Origin of the sequence: Streptomyces anthophorae (assembly GCF_049310305.1) — a bacterium.
GTDB lineage: Bacteria > Actinomycetota > Actinomycetes > Streptomycetales > Streptomycetaceae > Streptomyces.
In genome coordinates this window covers 6,825,055-6,839,194 of record NZ_JBLWQQ010000001.1, presented here as the reverse complement: position 1 = coordinate 6,839,194, position 14,140 = coordinate 6,825,055, and the positions used below count along the sequence as shown (strand labels likewise).

Sequence of the window (14,140 nt, the reverse complement as noted above, 5' to 3'; positions counted from 1 at the left end):
CGGCGTAGGGCGAAGGACCCTGCGTTGTTGCTGCTCGCGTACGAGGTGCCGAGGGCCGCCGGGTTCCTACGTTGAGGACACGACGCACAACGGATGACGTACTCAAGGGGACGGTTGTCATGGCGGTAGCGATCATCACGGGGGCCTCACGAGGGTTCGGGAGGGCGCTGGCGACGGCGCTGGCGGAGCGGGGCTGGGATCTGGTCCTGGACGCGCGCTCCGCCGGTCCGCTGGAGGACGTCGCGGAGCGGCTGCGCAAGCACGGTGGGGCCGTGAAGGCCGTGCCGGGGGATGTCGCGGACGGCGGGCACCGGGTGGAACTGATCGCCGCGGCGTGGGAGCTGGGCGGGCTCGATCTTCTGGTGAACAACGCGAGCGTGCTGGGCGCGGAGCCGCTGGTGCCGCTCGAGGGGCATTCGCTGGACGACTTCAGGGCGGCGCTCGAGATCAATGTGGTGGCACCGCTCGGGCTGCTCCAGGAGGCGCTGCCGCTGCTGCGCGAGTCCCCCGCCGGGACGGTGATCGCCATGAGTTCGGACGCGGCCACGGAGGCGTACCCCACCTGGGGCGGCTACGGGGCGACGAAGGCGGCCCTCGACCAGCTCGTGGCGGTGCTCGCGGTGGAGGAGCCGGGCCTGCGGGTGTGGGCGGTGGATCCGGGCGGGATGCGCACGGACATGCTGGCGGCGGCCGAGCCGGACGAGGATCTGAGCGAGGTGCCGCGCCCCGAGGACGTGGTGCCCGCGTTCCTGCGCCTCCTGGACCGGCGGCCCGCGAGCGGACGCTACTCGGCCCCGTCCCTCCTGGAGGCGTGATGGCGCTCGCGCTGCGGGTGCCCGAGGAGCTGTCGGCGCGGGTCCCGGCCGAGCAGCGGGGGCCCGGCCGGGACAGATCGTCCGTGCGCCTTCTGGTGTCGCGCGGCACCGCCGCCACCCATCACCGCTTCCCCGAGCTGCCGTCCGTGCTGCGGGCCGGGGACCTGCTCGTCGTCAATACGTCCCCTACATTGGCGGCCGCCGTGGACGGGCGGGTCGGGCACGCGCGCGTGGTCGTGCATTTCTCGACGCGCGGCGACGACGGGCGCTGGGCGGTCGAGCTGCGGGCCCCGGACGAGCGGGGCACCACGGGGCCGCGCCCCGGCGGGCCCGCCGGGTCCGTGGTCGCGCTCCCCGGAGGCGTACGCCTCGTATATGAGGAGCCCCTGGCGGCCGGGAGCGAGCGGCTGTGGTGGGTGCGGGCGACCGGGGACGTCCCGGCGCTGCTCGGCCGGCGGGGGCGGCCCATCCGCTACTCCTATACGGAGCGGGACCAGCCGCTGTCCGCCTACCAGACGGTGTTCGCGCTGCCGTACGCCGCCGGGGCGGGCAGTGCGGAGATGCCGAGTGCGGCGCGGCCCTTCACGGAGTCGATCGTGTCGCGGCTCGTGAGCCGGGGGGTGCAGTTCGCGCCGATCACGCTGCATACGGGAGTGGCGTCCGCCGAGTCGCACGAGCCTCCTTATGCGGAGCGTTTCGAGGTGCCCGAGGCGTCGGCCCGCCTGATCAACGCCGCGCGGGCCGCGGGGCAGAACGTCATCGCCGTGGGGACCACCGCCGTGCGGGCCGTCGAGTCCGCCGTGGACGGCGAGGGGGTCGTGCGGGCGGCGCGCGGCTGGACGGAGCTCGTGGTGACGCCCGAGCGCGGGGTGCGGGTGGTGGACGGCCTGCTCACCGGGCTGCACGAGCCGGAGGCCTCCCATCTTCTGATGCTGGAGGCGGTGGCCGGACGGGCCGCGGTGGACCGTGCGTACGAGGAGGCGCTGCGGGGGCGCTACCTGTGGCACGAGTTCGGCGACGTGCACCTCATCCTTCCGGAGGAGAACCCTCACGCTGTGCGTTGCAGTGGCAACTGCCGGTGAGTTCTGGAGGGGGTGCGTGTGACGCCACCCATAGGGCCCACGTCACGTACGAAGGTCCGTAGTGGATGAGTAAGGGACTTAGGTCCCTTTGCAGCGCCGGGACAGGGAGTCGGACATCGGCTTCCTGTCCCTTTTCGTTCCCCCTCGGCGCACTACCCGGCTTCGTAGATCACACCTTTGCCTCGGCATTTTGCGGCCGCTAAGAATGTCCATCGTTGTTCGGCGCCGCGGGGTCCTACCCGTGGGGTTCGTGTCCTAAACACGACCGCCCGGTCCCCGGGTCGGCGAGCGACTTCCGTTCTTAGAGAGGTCCCCATCTCATGTCCAAGCACGCCAACGCCGGCCATAGTCAGCTGACCCGCACCCACAAGTTCTCGCTCGCCGGTGTCGCCGCTCTCGGTGCCGCCGCCCTCGCGGTGACGCTGGTGCCGGGTCACGACACGCAGGCTTCGGCGAAGGACGAGACGGTCGCCGCCGCTCCGGTCGCCTTCACCACCGAGGCCGGCGCGAAGCAGATCAAGGACGTCCACGCCAGCGTCACCGACCAGCAGGCCGCCGCCAGCGAGAAGGCCAAGCAGGCCGAGGCCAAGGCGAAGGCCCGCCAGGAGGCCGAGGCGAAGAAGAAGGCCGAGGCCGAGAAGAAGGCCCAGGCCGAGGCCCAGGCGAAGGCCAAGGCCGCCGCCGAGGCGAAGGCCAAGAAGGAGCGCGAGGCCCAGGAGGCCGCCGCGCGTGCCGCCGCCCGCAAGCCGGTCTACGCCAACAACCTGGACGGCTGGATCAAGGAATCCCTCGCCATCATGAAGGACAAGGGCATTCCGGGCTCGTACGACGGCCTGCACCGCAACATCATGCGTGAGTCGGGCGGCAACCCGAACGCGGTGAACGGCACGGACATCAACGCCATCAACGGCACGCCGTCCAAGGGCCTGCTTCAGGTCATCCAGCCGACCTTCGACGCGTACCACGTCGACGGCACCGCCAACAGCCTGACCGACCCGGTCGCCAACATCGTGGCCGCGGCCAACTACGCGGCCGACAAGTACGGCTCCATCGACAACGTGGACAGCGCGTACTGATGCCTGTAGTCGGGACCTCCAGGTCCAGCACTCGCTGAACCCCCACGGCACGAAGGGCGGCACCATACGGTGCCGCCCTTCGTGTTTCTTACGTACGTAGTACGTAAGCCGGTCACTTGCGCATGACCTCCGGCTCGTGGCGCCGCAGCAGGCGCGCGACCGCGAAGCCGCAGGCGATGCCGAGCAGGATCAGGACCGTGAGGTTGAGGCCCCACTGGCCGACCGAGTGCTCCCACAGCGGGTCCAGGTCGTTCGGCTTCTGCGGGTCCCACGGCGGCATCAGGTGGCCGAGGTCCAGGGTGGCGCCCGCGGCGCCGACCGCCCAGCGGGACGGCATCAGCCAGGCGAACTGTTCGAGGCCCACGGTGCCGTAGATCTGGAAGAGCACGCCGGTGAACACGACCTGGACGATCGCGAACATGACGAGCAGCGGCATCGTCTTCTCCGAGGTCTTCACCAGCGAGGAGATGACGAGCCCGAACATCATCGACGTGAAGCCGAGCGCGATGATCGAGATGCACAGCTCGGCGGCCGGCGGCAGCACCAGACCTTCCTTCGGAAGGTCACGCGTCGAGAAGCCGATGGCGCAGATGATGACGCCCTGGATGGCCGTGATGAAGCCGAGGACGATGACCTTGGACATCAGGTACGCGGAGCGGGACAGGCCGGTGGCCCGTTCGCGCTCGTAGATGACCCGCTCCTTGATCAGCTCACGGACCGAGTTGGCCGCCGCCGAGAAGCACATGCCGACCGCGATGATCAGCATGATGGTGCCGGCGTCCCCGTTGAACTTGGACGGTGGCTTGGGCGGGCCCAGGCCGAAGTCGGCCGGGATGACCACCGAGACGATGCCGAGGACCGCGGGCAGGATCACCATCAGACCCATGAAGCCCTTGTCCGAGGCGATCACCGAGCAGTAGCGCCGGATCAGCGTGATCAGCTGGGAGCCCCAGGGCTGCGTCTTGGGCGCCTTGATCGCGGCGGGCGGCGACACCGGATCCGACTGCGCGGCGACGGCGTCGATGTCGGCCGCGTACATCTGGTAGTGCTGCGAGCCCTTCCAGCGGCCCGCCCAGTCGTAGTCGCGGTAGTTCTCGAACGCCGAGAACACGTCGGCCCACGTCTTGTAGCCGAAGAAGTTGAGGGCCTCCTCCGGCGGGCCGAAGTAGGCGACCGCGCCGCCCGGCGCCATCACGAGCAGCTTGTCGCAGAGCGCCAGCTCGGCCACGGAGTGCGTGACGACGAGGACCGTGCGCCCGTCGTCGGAGAGTCCGCGCAGGAGCTGCATGACGTCGCGGTCCATGCCCGGGTCGAGGCCGGAGGTCGGCTCGTCCAGGAAGATCAACGACGGCTTGGTGAGCAGCTCGAGGGCCACCGACACGCGCTTGCGCTGGCCACCGGAGAGGGAGGTGACCTTCTTCTCCTTGTGGATGTCCAGCTTGAGCTCGCGCAGTACCTCGTCGATGCGCTGCTGGCGCTCCTGCTCGCTGGTGTCCGCGGGGAAGCGCAGCTTGGCGGCGTACTTGAGCGCCTTCTTGACGGTCAGTTCCTTGTGCAGGATGTCGTCCTGCGGGACCAGACCGATGCGCTGGCGCAGCTCGGCGAACTGCTTGTAGAGGTTCCGGTTGTCGTAGAGGACGTCGCCCTGGTCGGCGGGCCGGTAGCCGGTGAGCGCCTTCAGGAGCGTCGACTTTCCGGAGCCCGAGGGGCCGATGACCGCGATCAAGGACTTCTCGGGGACGCCGAACGAGACGTCCTTGAGGATCTGCTTGCCGCCCTCGACGGTCACCGTGAGATGGCGCGCGGAGAACGAGACGTCACCGGTGTCGACGAACTCCTCGAGCCGGTCGCCGACCAGGCGGAACGTGGAGTGGCCCACGCCCACGATGTCGGTGGCGCCGAGCAGCGCCGTGCCGCCCTTGGGGATCGGCTGGCCGTTGACGTACGTGCCGTTGTGCGAGCCGAGGTCGTGGATCTCGAAGCGGCCGTCGGGCGATGCGTGGAACTCCGCGTGCAGCCGCGAGACCTGGAGGTCGGAGACCACCAGCTCGTTCTCCAGGGAACGGCCGATGCGCATGACGCGGCCCAGTGCCAGCTGGTGGAACGTGGTGGGGCTGCGGTCGCCGTACACGGGCGGGGCCCCCGCGACCCCGCCGGCGCCCTGCTGCTGCGGCACCTTCTGCGCCTGCGGCTGCTGTTGCCACTGCTGCGGTGGCGCCTCGCGCTGCTGGGGCGCCTGTTGGGACCAGCTCGGCTGCTGCTGGTACTGCTGCGGAGGCGGCTGCTGCGCGAGACCCGCGGCCTGCTGCTGCGCCTGGTGCGGCGAGGCAACGGCGGCGGCGCGGGCGCTGCCCTGCACGGTCAGGCAGGGGCCGTCGGTGGAGTTGCCCAGGTGCACGGACGAGCCGGGGCCGATCTCCATCTGGTGGATCCGCTGCCCCTGCACGAAGGTGCCGTTGGTCGAGCCGTGGTCCTCGATGACCCAACTGCGGCCGCCCCAGCTGATCGTGGCGTGCCGCCAGGACACCCGGGCGTCGTCGAGCACGATGTCGCCCTGCGGATCGCGTCCGAGGGTGTACGGCCTGGACGCGTCGAGCGTCCAGGTCCTGCCATTCAATTCCAGTACGAGTTCAGGCACTCCATGCCCCACTGAGTTGTCCCCCGAGTTTTGCCCCGTCATGGGGAGTCTAGGGATGTCGAACATCGTGAGGAACTATTTCAGGAAGCCCTCCGTGACCGAAAGGCGGGCCTTGCGCCGAGCGCGTTCGCACCTCCCGTACGCCCCTTGGCTCCCGCCCCGTTGACGGTACGGATGCGGCCCCGGAGAGTGGTAGTCGCCCACAACTCCCTACGGATCATGAGCAAATGGGGCCTTGGGGACAGGGCGGGGCGGATCGGGGGGGTCCTTGATGGCCTTGGCGGAGAGCGGCCAAGGGGCGAAGCGGCGCGCACGTGTGCCCGTCGGCGATGTCCTGCTGTCCGCGGTGGCGGCGGTGAGCTGGGCGTTCATCGCGATGGCCGGAGTCGCGGCGCTCGGCCTGCACTTGCTGGAGGCGGACACCGCGGCCTCGCTCGGGCCGATGACGGCCGCGGTGGTGGCGCTCGCGGCGGGCGGCAAGGTGACGCCGTCCGGGGACGTCTCGGCCTTCGGGCTCGACGGCGCGCAGGCGAAGACCGCGATCGACATCGCACCGCTCGGCGTGAGCCTGGTGGGCGCGCTCGCTCTCAGCTGGTTCTTTCTGCGTTCCCTGCGGGCGGCGGGGGTGGAGGTGTCCCCCGGTGAACTCCTCGCGCGCGCGGGGGCCCTGGTGGCGCTCTTCGTGGCGATGATGGGCGGCCTCGCCTGGGCCGGTCACGACATCATCACGATCGACGGCTCGCAGCTCGGGCTCGACGACATCACGGGCGGCGGGAAGGGACTTCCGGGGGGCATCGCGGACAAACTGCCGGGCGGGATCGGCGGGTTGCTGCCCGACAAGATCGGCGATCTGGTCGACGCGAAGGCCTCCGTCGGGTTCACCGTGGAGACGGTTCCCTCGCTGCTCGGCGGCGCGGCGTTCGCGGTGGGGGTCCTGGTGATCGCCCTGCTCGCGTCGAGGCGCACTCCGCTGCCGCGCGCGCTCGCCCCGCTGCACGGGACCGTCCGGCCCGCCGCATCGGCGCTCGTCGCGGTGCTGCTGATGGCGGTCGTCGCGGGCCTGGCGGCAGCGGCGTACGCGATGATCGGCGACGACCACCCGAAGCGGATCGCGGGCGCCGCGCTGCTCGGGGCGCCCAACGGGGTGTGGCTCGGCATCCCCCTCGGGCTCTTCGTGCCCTGGGACGGCAAGGCGACGGGCGAGCTGGCGAAGCTGCTGCCGGATCCGCTGGACGAGCTGCTCAGGGCGTCGGCGAACGAGCCGGTGACGCTGGGGCGGCTCGCCGAACTCGACGGCAGGGTATGGCTGTTGGGCGTCGCGGCGGGCGTGATGATGCTGCTGGCCGGGGTGCTGACAGCGGTGCGCTCGCCCGTGACGCGGGGCGTGTGGGGGTTCGCGGGACGGTGCGCGTTTCGCCTCGGGGGCGTGACGGCGCTCGCGCTGCCGCTCCTGGTGTGGCTCACCGAGGTGTCGGCGGGGGCCTCGCTCTCGGTCCTCGGCTTCGACGCGTTCGGGGCGGGCATCGAGCTGCACGGGCGGACCGGGACGGCGGTGCTGCTCGGGGCGGCGTGGGGGGCGGGGGCGGGGGCGCTTGGCGCGGTTCTGGCGTATGCGACCGGGAGGGCCCGGCCGGCGCCGCTCTCGGACGGCGGGCCGCCGGGGGCGTCGGGGCCGTACCGGCCGAGCCGGCCGTACCGGCCGGCCAATCCCGATACGAATCCGTATCTGAAGCCGTATCGACCGTGACGGGTGGTCCGGGGGCGCGGTCTCGGGGCTCTGCCCCGGACCCCGCGCCTCAAGCGCCGGCGGGGCCTGAAGGATCGCCGCAAGAGCTTGATCTGTCGGGCCTGCGCTCAAGGGGTGGGCTTGATTGCGGTGGCCGTACACAGGACCGATAACGTAGGGCCCATCATGAGCGCTTCGCAGCCCCAGCCCACCGCTGATGCCCCGCCCGTGGACGTTCCGGCGGACGTCCCCACTCTTCTGGTCAAGATCTTCGGCAAGGACCGGCCCGGTATCACCGCCGGGCTCTTCGACACCCTCGCCGCCTACTCCGTCGATGTCGTCGACATCGAGCAGGTCGTCACGCGCGGCCGTATCGTCCTGTGCGCCCTGGTCACCCAGCCGCCGGCCGGGCTCGAAGGGGATCTGCGGTCGACCGTCCACAGCTGGGCGGAGTCGATGAAGATGCAGGCGGAGATCATCTCCGGCATCGGCGACAACCGTCCGCGCGGCACGGGCCGCTCCCACGTCACCGTCCTCGGCCACCCGCTCACCGCCGAGTCGGCCGCGTCGATAGCGGCCGCGATCACCGGCACCGGCGGCAATATCGACCGTATCTTCCGGCTCGCGAAGTATCCGGTGACGGCGGTCGAGTTCGCGGTGTCCGGCACCCCGACGGAGGCGCTGCGCACCGTCCTCGCCATAGAGGCCGCGAAGCTGGGCGTCGACGTGGCGGTCGTCTCCGCCGGGCTGCACCGGCGCGCGCAGCGGCTCGTCGTGATGGACGTCGACTCGACCCTCATCCAGGACGAGGTGATCGAGCTGTTCGCGGCGCACGCGGGCTGCGAGGACAAGGTCGCCGAGGTGACGGCGGCGGCGATGCGCGGCGAGCTCGACTTCGAGCAGTCGCTGCACGCGCGCGTGGAGCTGCTCGCGGGCCTCGACGCCTCGGTCGTGGAGAAGGTGCGCAGCGAGGTCCGGCTGACGCCTGGCGCCAGGACCCTCATCCGTACGCTCAAGCGTCTCGGCTACCAAGTGGGGGTCGTCTCGGGTGGGTTCACGCAGGTCACGGACGACCTGAAGGAGCGCCTCGGGCTCGACTTCGCGCAGGCGAACACGCTGGAGATCGTCGACGGGAAGCTGACCGGCCGGGTCACGGGCGAGATCGTGGACCGCGCGGGCAAGGCGCGGCTGCTGCGGCGGTTCGCCACCGAGGCGGGGGTGCCGCTGGAGCAGACCGTGGCGATCGGCGACGGCGCGAACGACCTGGACATGCTGAACGCGGCGGGGCTCGGCGTCGCCTTCAACGCCAAGCCGGTCGTGCGCCAGGCCGCGCACACCGCGGTGAACGTGCCGTTCCTCGACACGGTGCTCTATCTGCTGGGCATCACGCGCGAAGAGGTCGAGGCCGCGGACACCCTGGAGCCGTAGGACAGCGTGCGTGGGGCCCGGTACCGGTGATCGGTACCGGGCCCCTCGTCGTACGTATGACGGAACGGGCGGTGGCGGTTACTCGCTCGGCGCCCAGTAGTCGACGAGCGTGGCGGTGCCGGGCTCCAGGCTCTTCCACGGTCCGGTGAACGTGAGCACGGAGAACGCGGCGGTCGGGAAGCCACGTCGGTTCAGCCGCTGCCGGGCGTCGCCCTCGGCGTCCGCGGCGAGGATCTCGGAGAGGGCCTGCACACCGGGGTTGTGGCCGATCAGCACGGCGTCGTGCACGTCGTCCGGCGTCTCGTTCAGCACCGCGATCAGCTCGCCGGGCGACGCCTCGTAGATCCGCTCCTCGTACACGGTCTTCGGTCGCTCCGGCAGCTCCTGCACGGCGAGCTTCCAGGTCTCACGGGTACGCGTGGCGGTCGAGCACAGGGCCAGGTCGAAGGTGATGCCTGCGTCGGCCAGCTTGCGGCCGGCTACGGGGGCATCCCTGCGGCCCCGCTCGGCGAGCGGCCGCTCATGATCGGAGACCTGCGGCCAATCCGCCTTGGCATGCCGGAAAAGGACAATCCTGCGGGGTTCTGCGACGCTCATGCGTCCCAGCTTCGCATGAAACCCTCGGCCGGGCGCAGGGAGTTGACGGGGTCACTCAGCACGAGTGACGGCGTGCCCGGCACCCAGGGCCTGATCCGAACGACAGGTCCTAAGGCAGTACGAGATCCTTGGCGCTCGCCAGCATGCGCATGATGCTCGGGTCGCCGGAGGCGGCCTGGGCGTCGGACGGGTTGAGGATCAGCAGGAGCAGCGCCACGAAGGCCACGGCCGGAAGCACGATGGCCCACCACGGCAGCCGGATGTCGACGCGACCCGGGGCTGCCGTGCGGGGCCGGGTGTGCGTGGGGGCTGACATCGACATGGCTGCTGCCTCCGGGGGCCGTGATCCGTATGCGCTTCGTGCGGTGTGCCGACGATCTCGGCGGCACTTCGAAGGTACGCAGCCGGGGGCTCCGGTCCCATCCGGTGATCCACCCACTTCACCCTGACACTGGCCCCCTAGGGGATGGTGGAGTTAACCCCACCCCGCCCCGGGGGCCGGTCCTAGGGTGCGGCGATGGACGCGATGATGCCGACGACGACCGTGATGGCCAGCATCGCTCCGAGCACGAGGAGCAGCTTCTTCTGGCCGTTCTGGGGATTCGGCTCGAGCACAGGCGACATGCGCCAAGTGTCGCACCTGTCCCCGCCCCTCAGGACGCCGGGGCCGCCTTGTGCGCCTCGCCCGCCTCGTCCTCGACGGTGCGGTTGCGGCCCGCGAACACGCCCACCACGATCTGCGGCACCATCAGCGCGGCCATGAGCGCGATCGGCGCGCCCCAGCCCCCGCTGTGCTGGTAGAGGACGCCGACGAGCAGCGGCCCGGGGATCGAGATCAGGTAGCCGGTGGACTGCGCGAAGGCGGACAGCTTGGCGACGCCCGCGCCCGTGCGGGCACGCATGCCGACCATGGTGAGCGCGAGCGGGAAGGCGCAGTTGGAGATGCCGAGCAGCAGCGCCCACGCCCACGCGCCGGAGGCGGGGGCGAAGTACAGGCCCGCGTAACCGGCGAGACCGCACAGGCCGAGCGCGATCACCATGGGCCCCTGGCTGGGCAGCCGGGCGGCCATGCGCGGGATGACGAAGCCGAGCGGAATGCCCATCGCCATGGTGACGGCGAGCAGCACGCCCGCGGTCGACGCGGAGACCCCCGAGTCACGGAAGATCTGCGCCATCCAGCCCATCGTGATGTACGCGGCCGTGGCCTGGAGCCCGAAGAAGACGGCGAGCGCCCAGGCGGTACGGCTGCGGGCGATGCGCAGCCCGGTGCCCTCGGCGGCCCGCGTCGCCTCGGCGGCGGGTACCGCGGCGGCCGCCAGGGTGGAGGTGTCCTTCTTGCGGACGAGCGGCAGCCAGGCCAGGGCCGCCGCGACGGCGAGCACCGCCCACACCGCGAGCCCGGCCTGCCAGCTCCCGCCGAGCGCCGAGGTCACCGGCACCGTCGCGGCGGCCGCGGTGGACGTGCCGAGGGCGAGGGCCATCGAGTACAGGCCGGTCATGGTGCCGACCTTGTCGGGGAACCAGCGCTTGACGATGACCGGCATCAGCACGTTGCTGACCGCGATGCCCATCAGGCCGAGCGCGCTCGCCACGAGGAAGCCGGCGGTGCCGCCGGTGAACGGGCGGATGACGAGGCCCGCGGCGATGGCGAACATGCCGGCGCAGACGACGGCGCTCGGCCCGAAGCGCTTGGCGAGCCGGGGCGCCATCACGCCGAAGATCGCGAAGCAGAGCGGCGGCACGGAGGTGAGCAGTCCGGCGACGCTGCCGCTCATCCCGAGCCCGTCGCGGACCTCTTCGAGGAGGGCGCCGAGGCTGGTGATGGCGGGCCGCAGGTTCACCGCGGCGAGCACGATGCCGACCATGACCAGTCGGACCACCCACGCGCGCGGGGCGGGCTGCTCGGTCCGCAGGGGGGTCTGGGGGTCGGCGCTCGGTGGTGCCATCGTCGGGGTTTCCTCACTAGCCATGAGGCCATCTTAGAATCATGGGATGATTGGCTGTCCAATCGTCTCCACGCGCGACTCCAGCACGCCTCCGCCCGCACGAAGGAACGTCATGCCGCTGACCTCGCCCCAGCGCTCGGCCCTGTCCGAGCAGGTCATCTCCGCCCTGCGCGCCCAGATCTCCTCGGGCGAGTGGCCGGTGGGCTCCCGGATCCCGACGGAGCCCGAGCTCGTGGAGCAGCTGGGTGTGGCCAGGAACACGGTGCGGGAGGCGGTCCGCGCGCTCGCGCACAACGGCCTGCTCGACATCCGGCAGGGCTCGGGCACGTACGTCGTGGCGACGAGCGAGCTGGCGGGCGTCATGCAGCGGCGGTTCGCGGAGGCCGCCCCGCAGGACATCGCCGAGCTGCGCGCCACGCTGGAGTCGAGCGCGGCGAAGTTCGCGGCGGAGCGGCGCACCGAGCGCGACCTGAAGCAGCTCGACGCGCTGCTGGTGCGGCGCGAGGAGGCCTGGTCGTCCGGGGACGCCGAGGCGTTCGTGTCGGCGGACGCGACGTTCCACCTGGCCGTGGTGGCCGCGTCCCACAACGAGGTGCTGACGGCGATGTACGCGGACCTCGGCGAGGTCATGCGGGACTGGCTGCGCGAGGACGTGGGCGAGCAGCTCACCGCGGAGAACCACATGGACCACGCGACGCTCGTCGACGCGATCCGGGCCGGGGACGCCGAGGCCGCCGCCAAAGAGGCCGCGCGCTATCCGTTCGACTGCCGACCCGGCCGGCTCAGCGCGCCGGCCTGTGGTGACTGACCCAGGCGGTCCGCACGTTCTTCCAGCACCGGCCGTCCACCCGCAGCGTCTGCGCCGGGAACACCGCCTTCGGGCGTGAATCGGTGTCGATGTCCCACCACTTCGCGCACTCGACGTGCAGGGCGACGCGGTCGACCGTCGGGTACGGGTTGTGGCAGGTGGCGCTCACGCGGTCGCGGTCGATCTCGACCCGGCAGTCCGCGCCGAACCGCTCCCGCTTTTTGTCGGCCACGCGCGCGTGGCCGCCCTTTTCGGCTGTCGTCCCCTGCGCCGGGGCGCATGCGGCGAGGCAGGGCAGCGATATGAGCAGGACGACGGCGGCGGTGAAACGGGGGTGCACACGCACGTAGGGACCTCCTCGCACCAGCGTGCGTGGAGGTCCCTACGGCTCGCCCGGCCGGTGGGCCGAACGAGTGAGCCGGAGATCAGGCGCCGATGGCGTGCAGACCGCCGTCGACGTGCACGATCTCGCCCGTCGTCTTCGGGAACCAGTCCGAGAGCAGCGCGACGACGCCGCGGCCCGCCGGCTCCGGGTCCTCGAGCTTCCACTCCAGCGGGGAGCGGCTGTCCCACACGGACGCCAGCTCGCTGAAGCCGGGGATCGACTTCGCGGCCATCGAGCCGAGCGGACCCGCCGAGACCAGGTTGCAGCGGATGTTCTGCTTGCCCAGGTCGCGCGCCATGTAGCGGCTGGTGGCCTCCAGGGCGGCCTTGGCCGGGCCCATCCAGTCGTACTGCGGCCAGGCGAACTTGGCGTCGAAGGTCAGACCCACGACGGAGCCGCCCTCGGTCATCAGCGGCAGCAGCGCCGTCGTCAGCGACTTCAGGGAGAAGGCGGAGACGTGCATGGCCGTGGAGACGGACTCGAACGGCGTGTTCAGGAAGTTGCCGCCGAGGGCGTCCTGCGGCGCGAAGCCGATGGAGTGCACGACGCCGTCGAGGCGGTCGCCCAGGTGCTCACGGACCTGGCCCTCCAGGCGGGCGAGGTGCTCGTCGTTCGAGACGTCGAGCTCCAGGACCTTGACCTTGTCCGGCTCGGGCAGCTTCTTGGCGATGCGCTCGGTGAGCGTCGGCCGCGGCCAGGCGGTGAGGATGATCTCCGCACCCTGCTCCTGGGCCAGCTTCGCGGTGTGGAAGGCGATGGAGGACTCCATCAGCACACCGGTGATGAGGATCTTCTTGCCCTCGAGGATTCCTGCCATGGTTCAGTGACCCATTCCCAGTCCGCCGTCAACCGGGATGACGGCTCCAGTGATGTACGCGGCGTCGTCGGAGGTCAGGAACTTCACCACTCCGGCGATCTCCTCGACCTGCGCGTACCGGCCGAGCGGCACCTGCGACACGATGCCCTTGCGCTGCTCGTCGGTGAGCGCCTGGGTCATGTCGGTGTCCACGAAACCGGGGGCGACGACGTTGAAGGTGATGTTGCGCGAACCGAGCTCACGGGCGAGCGAGCGCGCGAAGCCGACCAGGCCCGCCTTCGAGGCGGCGTAGTTCGCCTGTCCCGCGGAACCGAGCAGCCCGACGACCGAGGAGATCAGGACCACGCGGCCCTTCTTGGCGCGCAGCATGCCGCGGTTGGCGCGCTTCACGACCCGGAAGGTGCCGGTGAGGTTGGTGTCGAGGACGGACTCGAAGTCCTCCTCGGACATGCGCATGAGGAGCTGGTCCTTGGTGACGCCGGCGTTGGCGACGAGGACCTCGACGTTGCCGTGCTTCTCCTCGATCTCCTTGTACGCGGCGTCCACCTGCTGGGTGTCCGTGATGTCGCAGCGGACGGCGAGGGCGCCGGCGTCGACGAGCTCCTTGGGGGGCTCTCCGGAGCGGTAGGTGAAGGCCACCTTGTCGCCCTGCTCCAGGAAGGCCTGGGCGATGGCGAGGCCGATGCCCCGGTTTCCCCCGGTGACGAGAACCGAGCGGCTCAACGGATCACCCTTTCGTTCGGCGGTCAGGTACCCGTTGAACCTATCCGGCCGCGACACCGGGTGCCGAATCCGGGGGCGACAGGGCGAGGGGGTGCTGTC

Annotated in this window: 13 protein-coding genes and 1 pseudogene; 6 read left to right on the top strand and 8 right to left on the bottom strand. The window is 70.9% G+C overall.

Features of this window, described 5'->3' with window-relative positions; all coding sequences use genetic code 11:
* The first annotated feature begins 119 nt into the window (after nucleotides 1-119).
* The 3 genes from ACNYS0_RS31050 to ACNYS0_RS31040 all read left to right on the top strand — a co-directional run bounded on the left by ACNYS0_RS31050 (nucleotide 120) and on the right by ACNYS0_RS31040 (nucleotide 2,973).
* Complete coding sequence (locus ACNYS0_RS31050) at nucleotides 120-815, top strand: SDR family NAD(P)-dependent oxidoreductase (RefSeq protein ID WP_422478237.1); 696 nt, start codon at nucleotides 120-122, stop codon at nucleotides 813-815.
* On the top strand, nucleotides 815-1,897 hold the full coding sequence (locus ACNYS0_RS31045) for an S-adenosylmethionine:tRNA ribosyltransferase-isomerase (protein WP_422478235.1): 1,083 nt from the start codon (nucleotides 815-817) through the stop codon (nucleotides 1,895-1,897). Before ACNYS0_RS31050 ends, ACNYS0_RS31045 begins: the two co-directional genes overlap by 1 nt.
* 320 nt (nucleotides 1,898-2,217) lie before the next feature.
* Nucleotides 2,218-2,973, top strand: a complete 756-nt coding sequence (locus tag ACNYS0_RS31040; RefSeq protein WP_422478233.1) for a transglycosylase SLT domain-containing protein — start codon at nucleotides 2,218-2,220, stop codon at nucleotides 2,971-2,973.
* Nucleotides 2,974-3,085: 112 nt separating this feature from the next.
* Here the strand turns inward: ACNYS0_RS31040 and ACNYS0_RS31035 are convergent, their stop codons facing one another.
* Nucleotides 3,086-5,611 carry an ABC transporter ATP-binding protein/permease gene (locus ACNYS0_RS31035; protein WP_422478231.1) on the bottom strand — a complete coding sequence of 842 codons (2,526 nt, stop codon included), beginning with the start codon at nucleotides 5,609-5,611 and terminating at the stop codon, nucleotides 3,086-3,088.
* Nucleotides 5,612-5,882: 271 nt separating this feature from the next.
* Here ACNYS0_RS31035 and ACNYS0_RS31030 point away from each other — a divergent pair.
* Together ACNYS0_RS31030 and serB are read left to right on the top strand one after the other, a co-directional pair.
* A pseudogene (locus tag ACNYS0_RS31030) lies at nucleotides 5,883-7,343 on the top strand (streptophobe family protein); the annotation flags it as partial.
* Nucleotides 7,344-7,523: 180 nt separating this feature from the next.
* Nucleotides 7,524-8,765, top strand: coding sequence for a phosphoserine phosphatase SerB (serB, locus tag ACNYS0_RS31025; protein WP_422478229.1), 1,242 nt, complete (start codon nucleotides 7,524-7,526; stop codon nucleotides 8,763-8,765).
* Between the two features lie 78 nt (nucleotides 8,766-8,843).
* Here serB and ACNYS0_RS31020 read toward each other — a convergent pair whose 3' ends face one another.
* The 4 genes from ACNYS0_RS31020 to ACNYS0_RS31005 all read right to left on the bottom strand — a co-directional run bounded on the left by ACNYS0_RS31020 (nucleotide 8,844) and on the right by ACNYS0_RS31005 (nucleotide 11,308).
* On the bottom strand, nucleotides 8,844-9,362 hold the full coding sequence (locus tag ACNYS0_RS31020; RefSeq protein WP_399239551.1) for a SixA phosphatase family protein: 519 nt from the start codon (nucleotides 9,360-9,362) through the stop codon (nucleotides 8,844-8,846).
* 109 nt (nucleotides 9,363-9,471) lie between these two features.
* The gene (locus ACNYS0_RS31015) at nucleotides 9,472-9,678 is read right to left on the bottom strand and encodes a hypothetical protein (RefSeq protein ID WP_422482822.1); all 207 of its coding nucleotides are present in this window, start codon (nucleotides 9,676-9,678) and stop codon (nucleotides 9,472-9,474) included.
* 188 nt (nucleotides 9,679-9,866) lie between these two features.
* The gene (locus ACNYS0_RS31010; RefSeq protein WP_403850079.1) at nucleotides 9,867-9,977 is read right to left on the bottom strand and encodes an SGM_5486 family transporter-associated protein; all 111 of its coding nucleotides are present in this window, start codon (nucleotides 9,975-9,977) and stop codon (nucleotides 9,867-9,869) included.
* A 38-nt stretch (nucleotides 9,978-10,015) separates the two neighbouring features.
* Nucleotides 10,016-11,308 carry a CynX/NimT family MFS transporter gene (locus ACNYS0_RS31005; protein WP_422482821.1) on the bottom strand — a complete coding sequence of 431 codons (1,293 nt, stop codon included), beginning with the start codon at nucleotides 11,306-11,308 and terminating at the stop codon, nucleotides 10,016-10,018.
* Between the two features lie 112 nt (nucleotides 11,309-11,420).
* Here ACNYS0_RS31005 and ACNYS0_RS31000 point away from each other — a divergent pair, with 112 nt between their 5' ends.
* Nucleotides 11,421-12,116: a FadR/GntR family transcriptional regulator gene (locus ACNYS0_RS31000; protein WP_422482820.1), complete on the top strand. Its 696-nt coding sequence runs from the start codon at nucleotides 11,421-11,423 to the stop codon at nucleotides 12,114-12,116.
* Here ACNYS0_RS31000 and ACNYS0_RS30995 read toward each other — a convergent pair.
* From ACNYS0_RS30995 to fabG, 3 genes are all read right to left on the bottom strand, one after another.
* Nucleotides 12,091-12,462, bottom strand: a complete 372-nt coding sequence (locus tag ACNYS0_RS30995; RefSeq protein WP_422478227.1) for a hypothetical protein — start codon at nucleotides 12,460-12,462, stop codon at nucleotides 12,091-12,093. The genes ACNYS0_RS31000 and ACNYS0_RS30995 overlap by 26 nt on opposite strands.
* A 79-nt stretch (nucleotides 12,463-12,541) precedes the next feature.
* Nucleotides 12,542-13,318 carry an enoyl-ACP reductase FabI gene (gene fabI / locus ACNYS0_RS30990; RefSeq protein ID WP_422478225.1) on the bottom strand — a complete coding sequence of 259 codons (777 nt, stop codon included), beginning with the start codon at nucleotides 13,316-13,318 and terminating at the stop codon, nucleotides 12,542-12,544.
* A 3-nt stretch (nucleotides 13,319-13,321) separates the two neighbouring features.
* Complete coding sequence (gene fabG, locus ACNYS0_RS30985; protein ID WP_422406517.1) at nucleotides 13,322-14,041, bottom strand: 3-oxoacyl-[acyl-carrier-protein] reductase; 720 nt, start codon at nucleotides 14,039-14,041, stop codon at nucleotides 13,322-13,324.
* Nucleotides 14,042-14,140 lie beyond the last annotated feature (99 nt).

Bases quoted from the DNA above. Each gene is read 5' to 3' on its own strand.
- ACNYS0_RS31050 (WP_422478237.1), top strand. From the start codon at position 120: ATGGCGGTAGCGATCATCACGGGGGCCTCACGAGGGTTCGGGAGGGCG.
- ACNYS0_RS31045 (WP_422478235.1), top strand. From the start codon at position 815: ATGGCGCTCGCGCTGCGGGTGCCCGAGGAGCTGTCGGCGCGGGTCCCG.
- ACNYS0_RS31040 (WP_422478233.1), top strand. From the start codon at position 2,218: ATGTCCAAGCACGCCAACGCCGGCCATAGTCAGCTGACCCGCACCCAC.
- serB (WP_422478229.1), top strand. From the start codon at position 7,524: ATGAGCGCTTCGCAGCCCCAGCCCACCGCTGATGCCCCGCCCGTGGAC.
- ACNYS0_RS31020 (WP_399239551.1), bottom strand. From the start codon at position 9,362: ATGAGCGTCGCAGAACCCCGCAGGATTGTCCTTTTCCGGCATGCCAAG.
- ACNYS0_RS31015 (WP_422482822.1), bottom strand. From the start codon at position 9,678: ATGTCAGCCCCCACGCACACCCGGCCCCGCACGGCAGCCCCGGGTCGC.
- ACNYS0_RS31005 (WP_422482821.1), bottom strand. From the start codon at position 11,308: ATGGCACCACCGAGCGCCGACCCCCAGACCCCCCTGCGGACCGAGCAG.
- ACNYS0_RS31000 (WP_422482820.1), top strand. From the start codon at position 11,421: ATGCCGCTGACCTCGCCCCAGCGCTCGGCCCTGTCCGAGCAGGTCATC.
- fabI (WP_422478225.1), bottom strand. From the start codon at position 13,318: ATGGCAGGAATCCTCGAGGGCAAGAAGATCCTCATCACCGGTGTGCTG.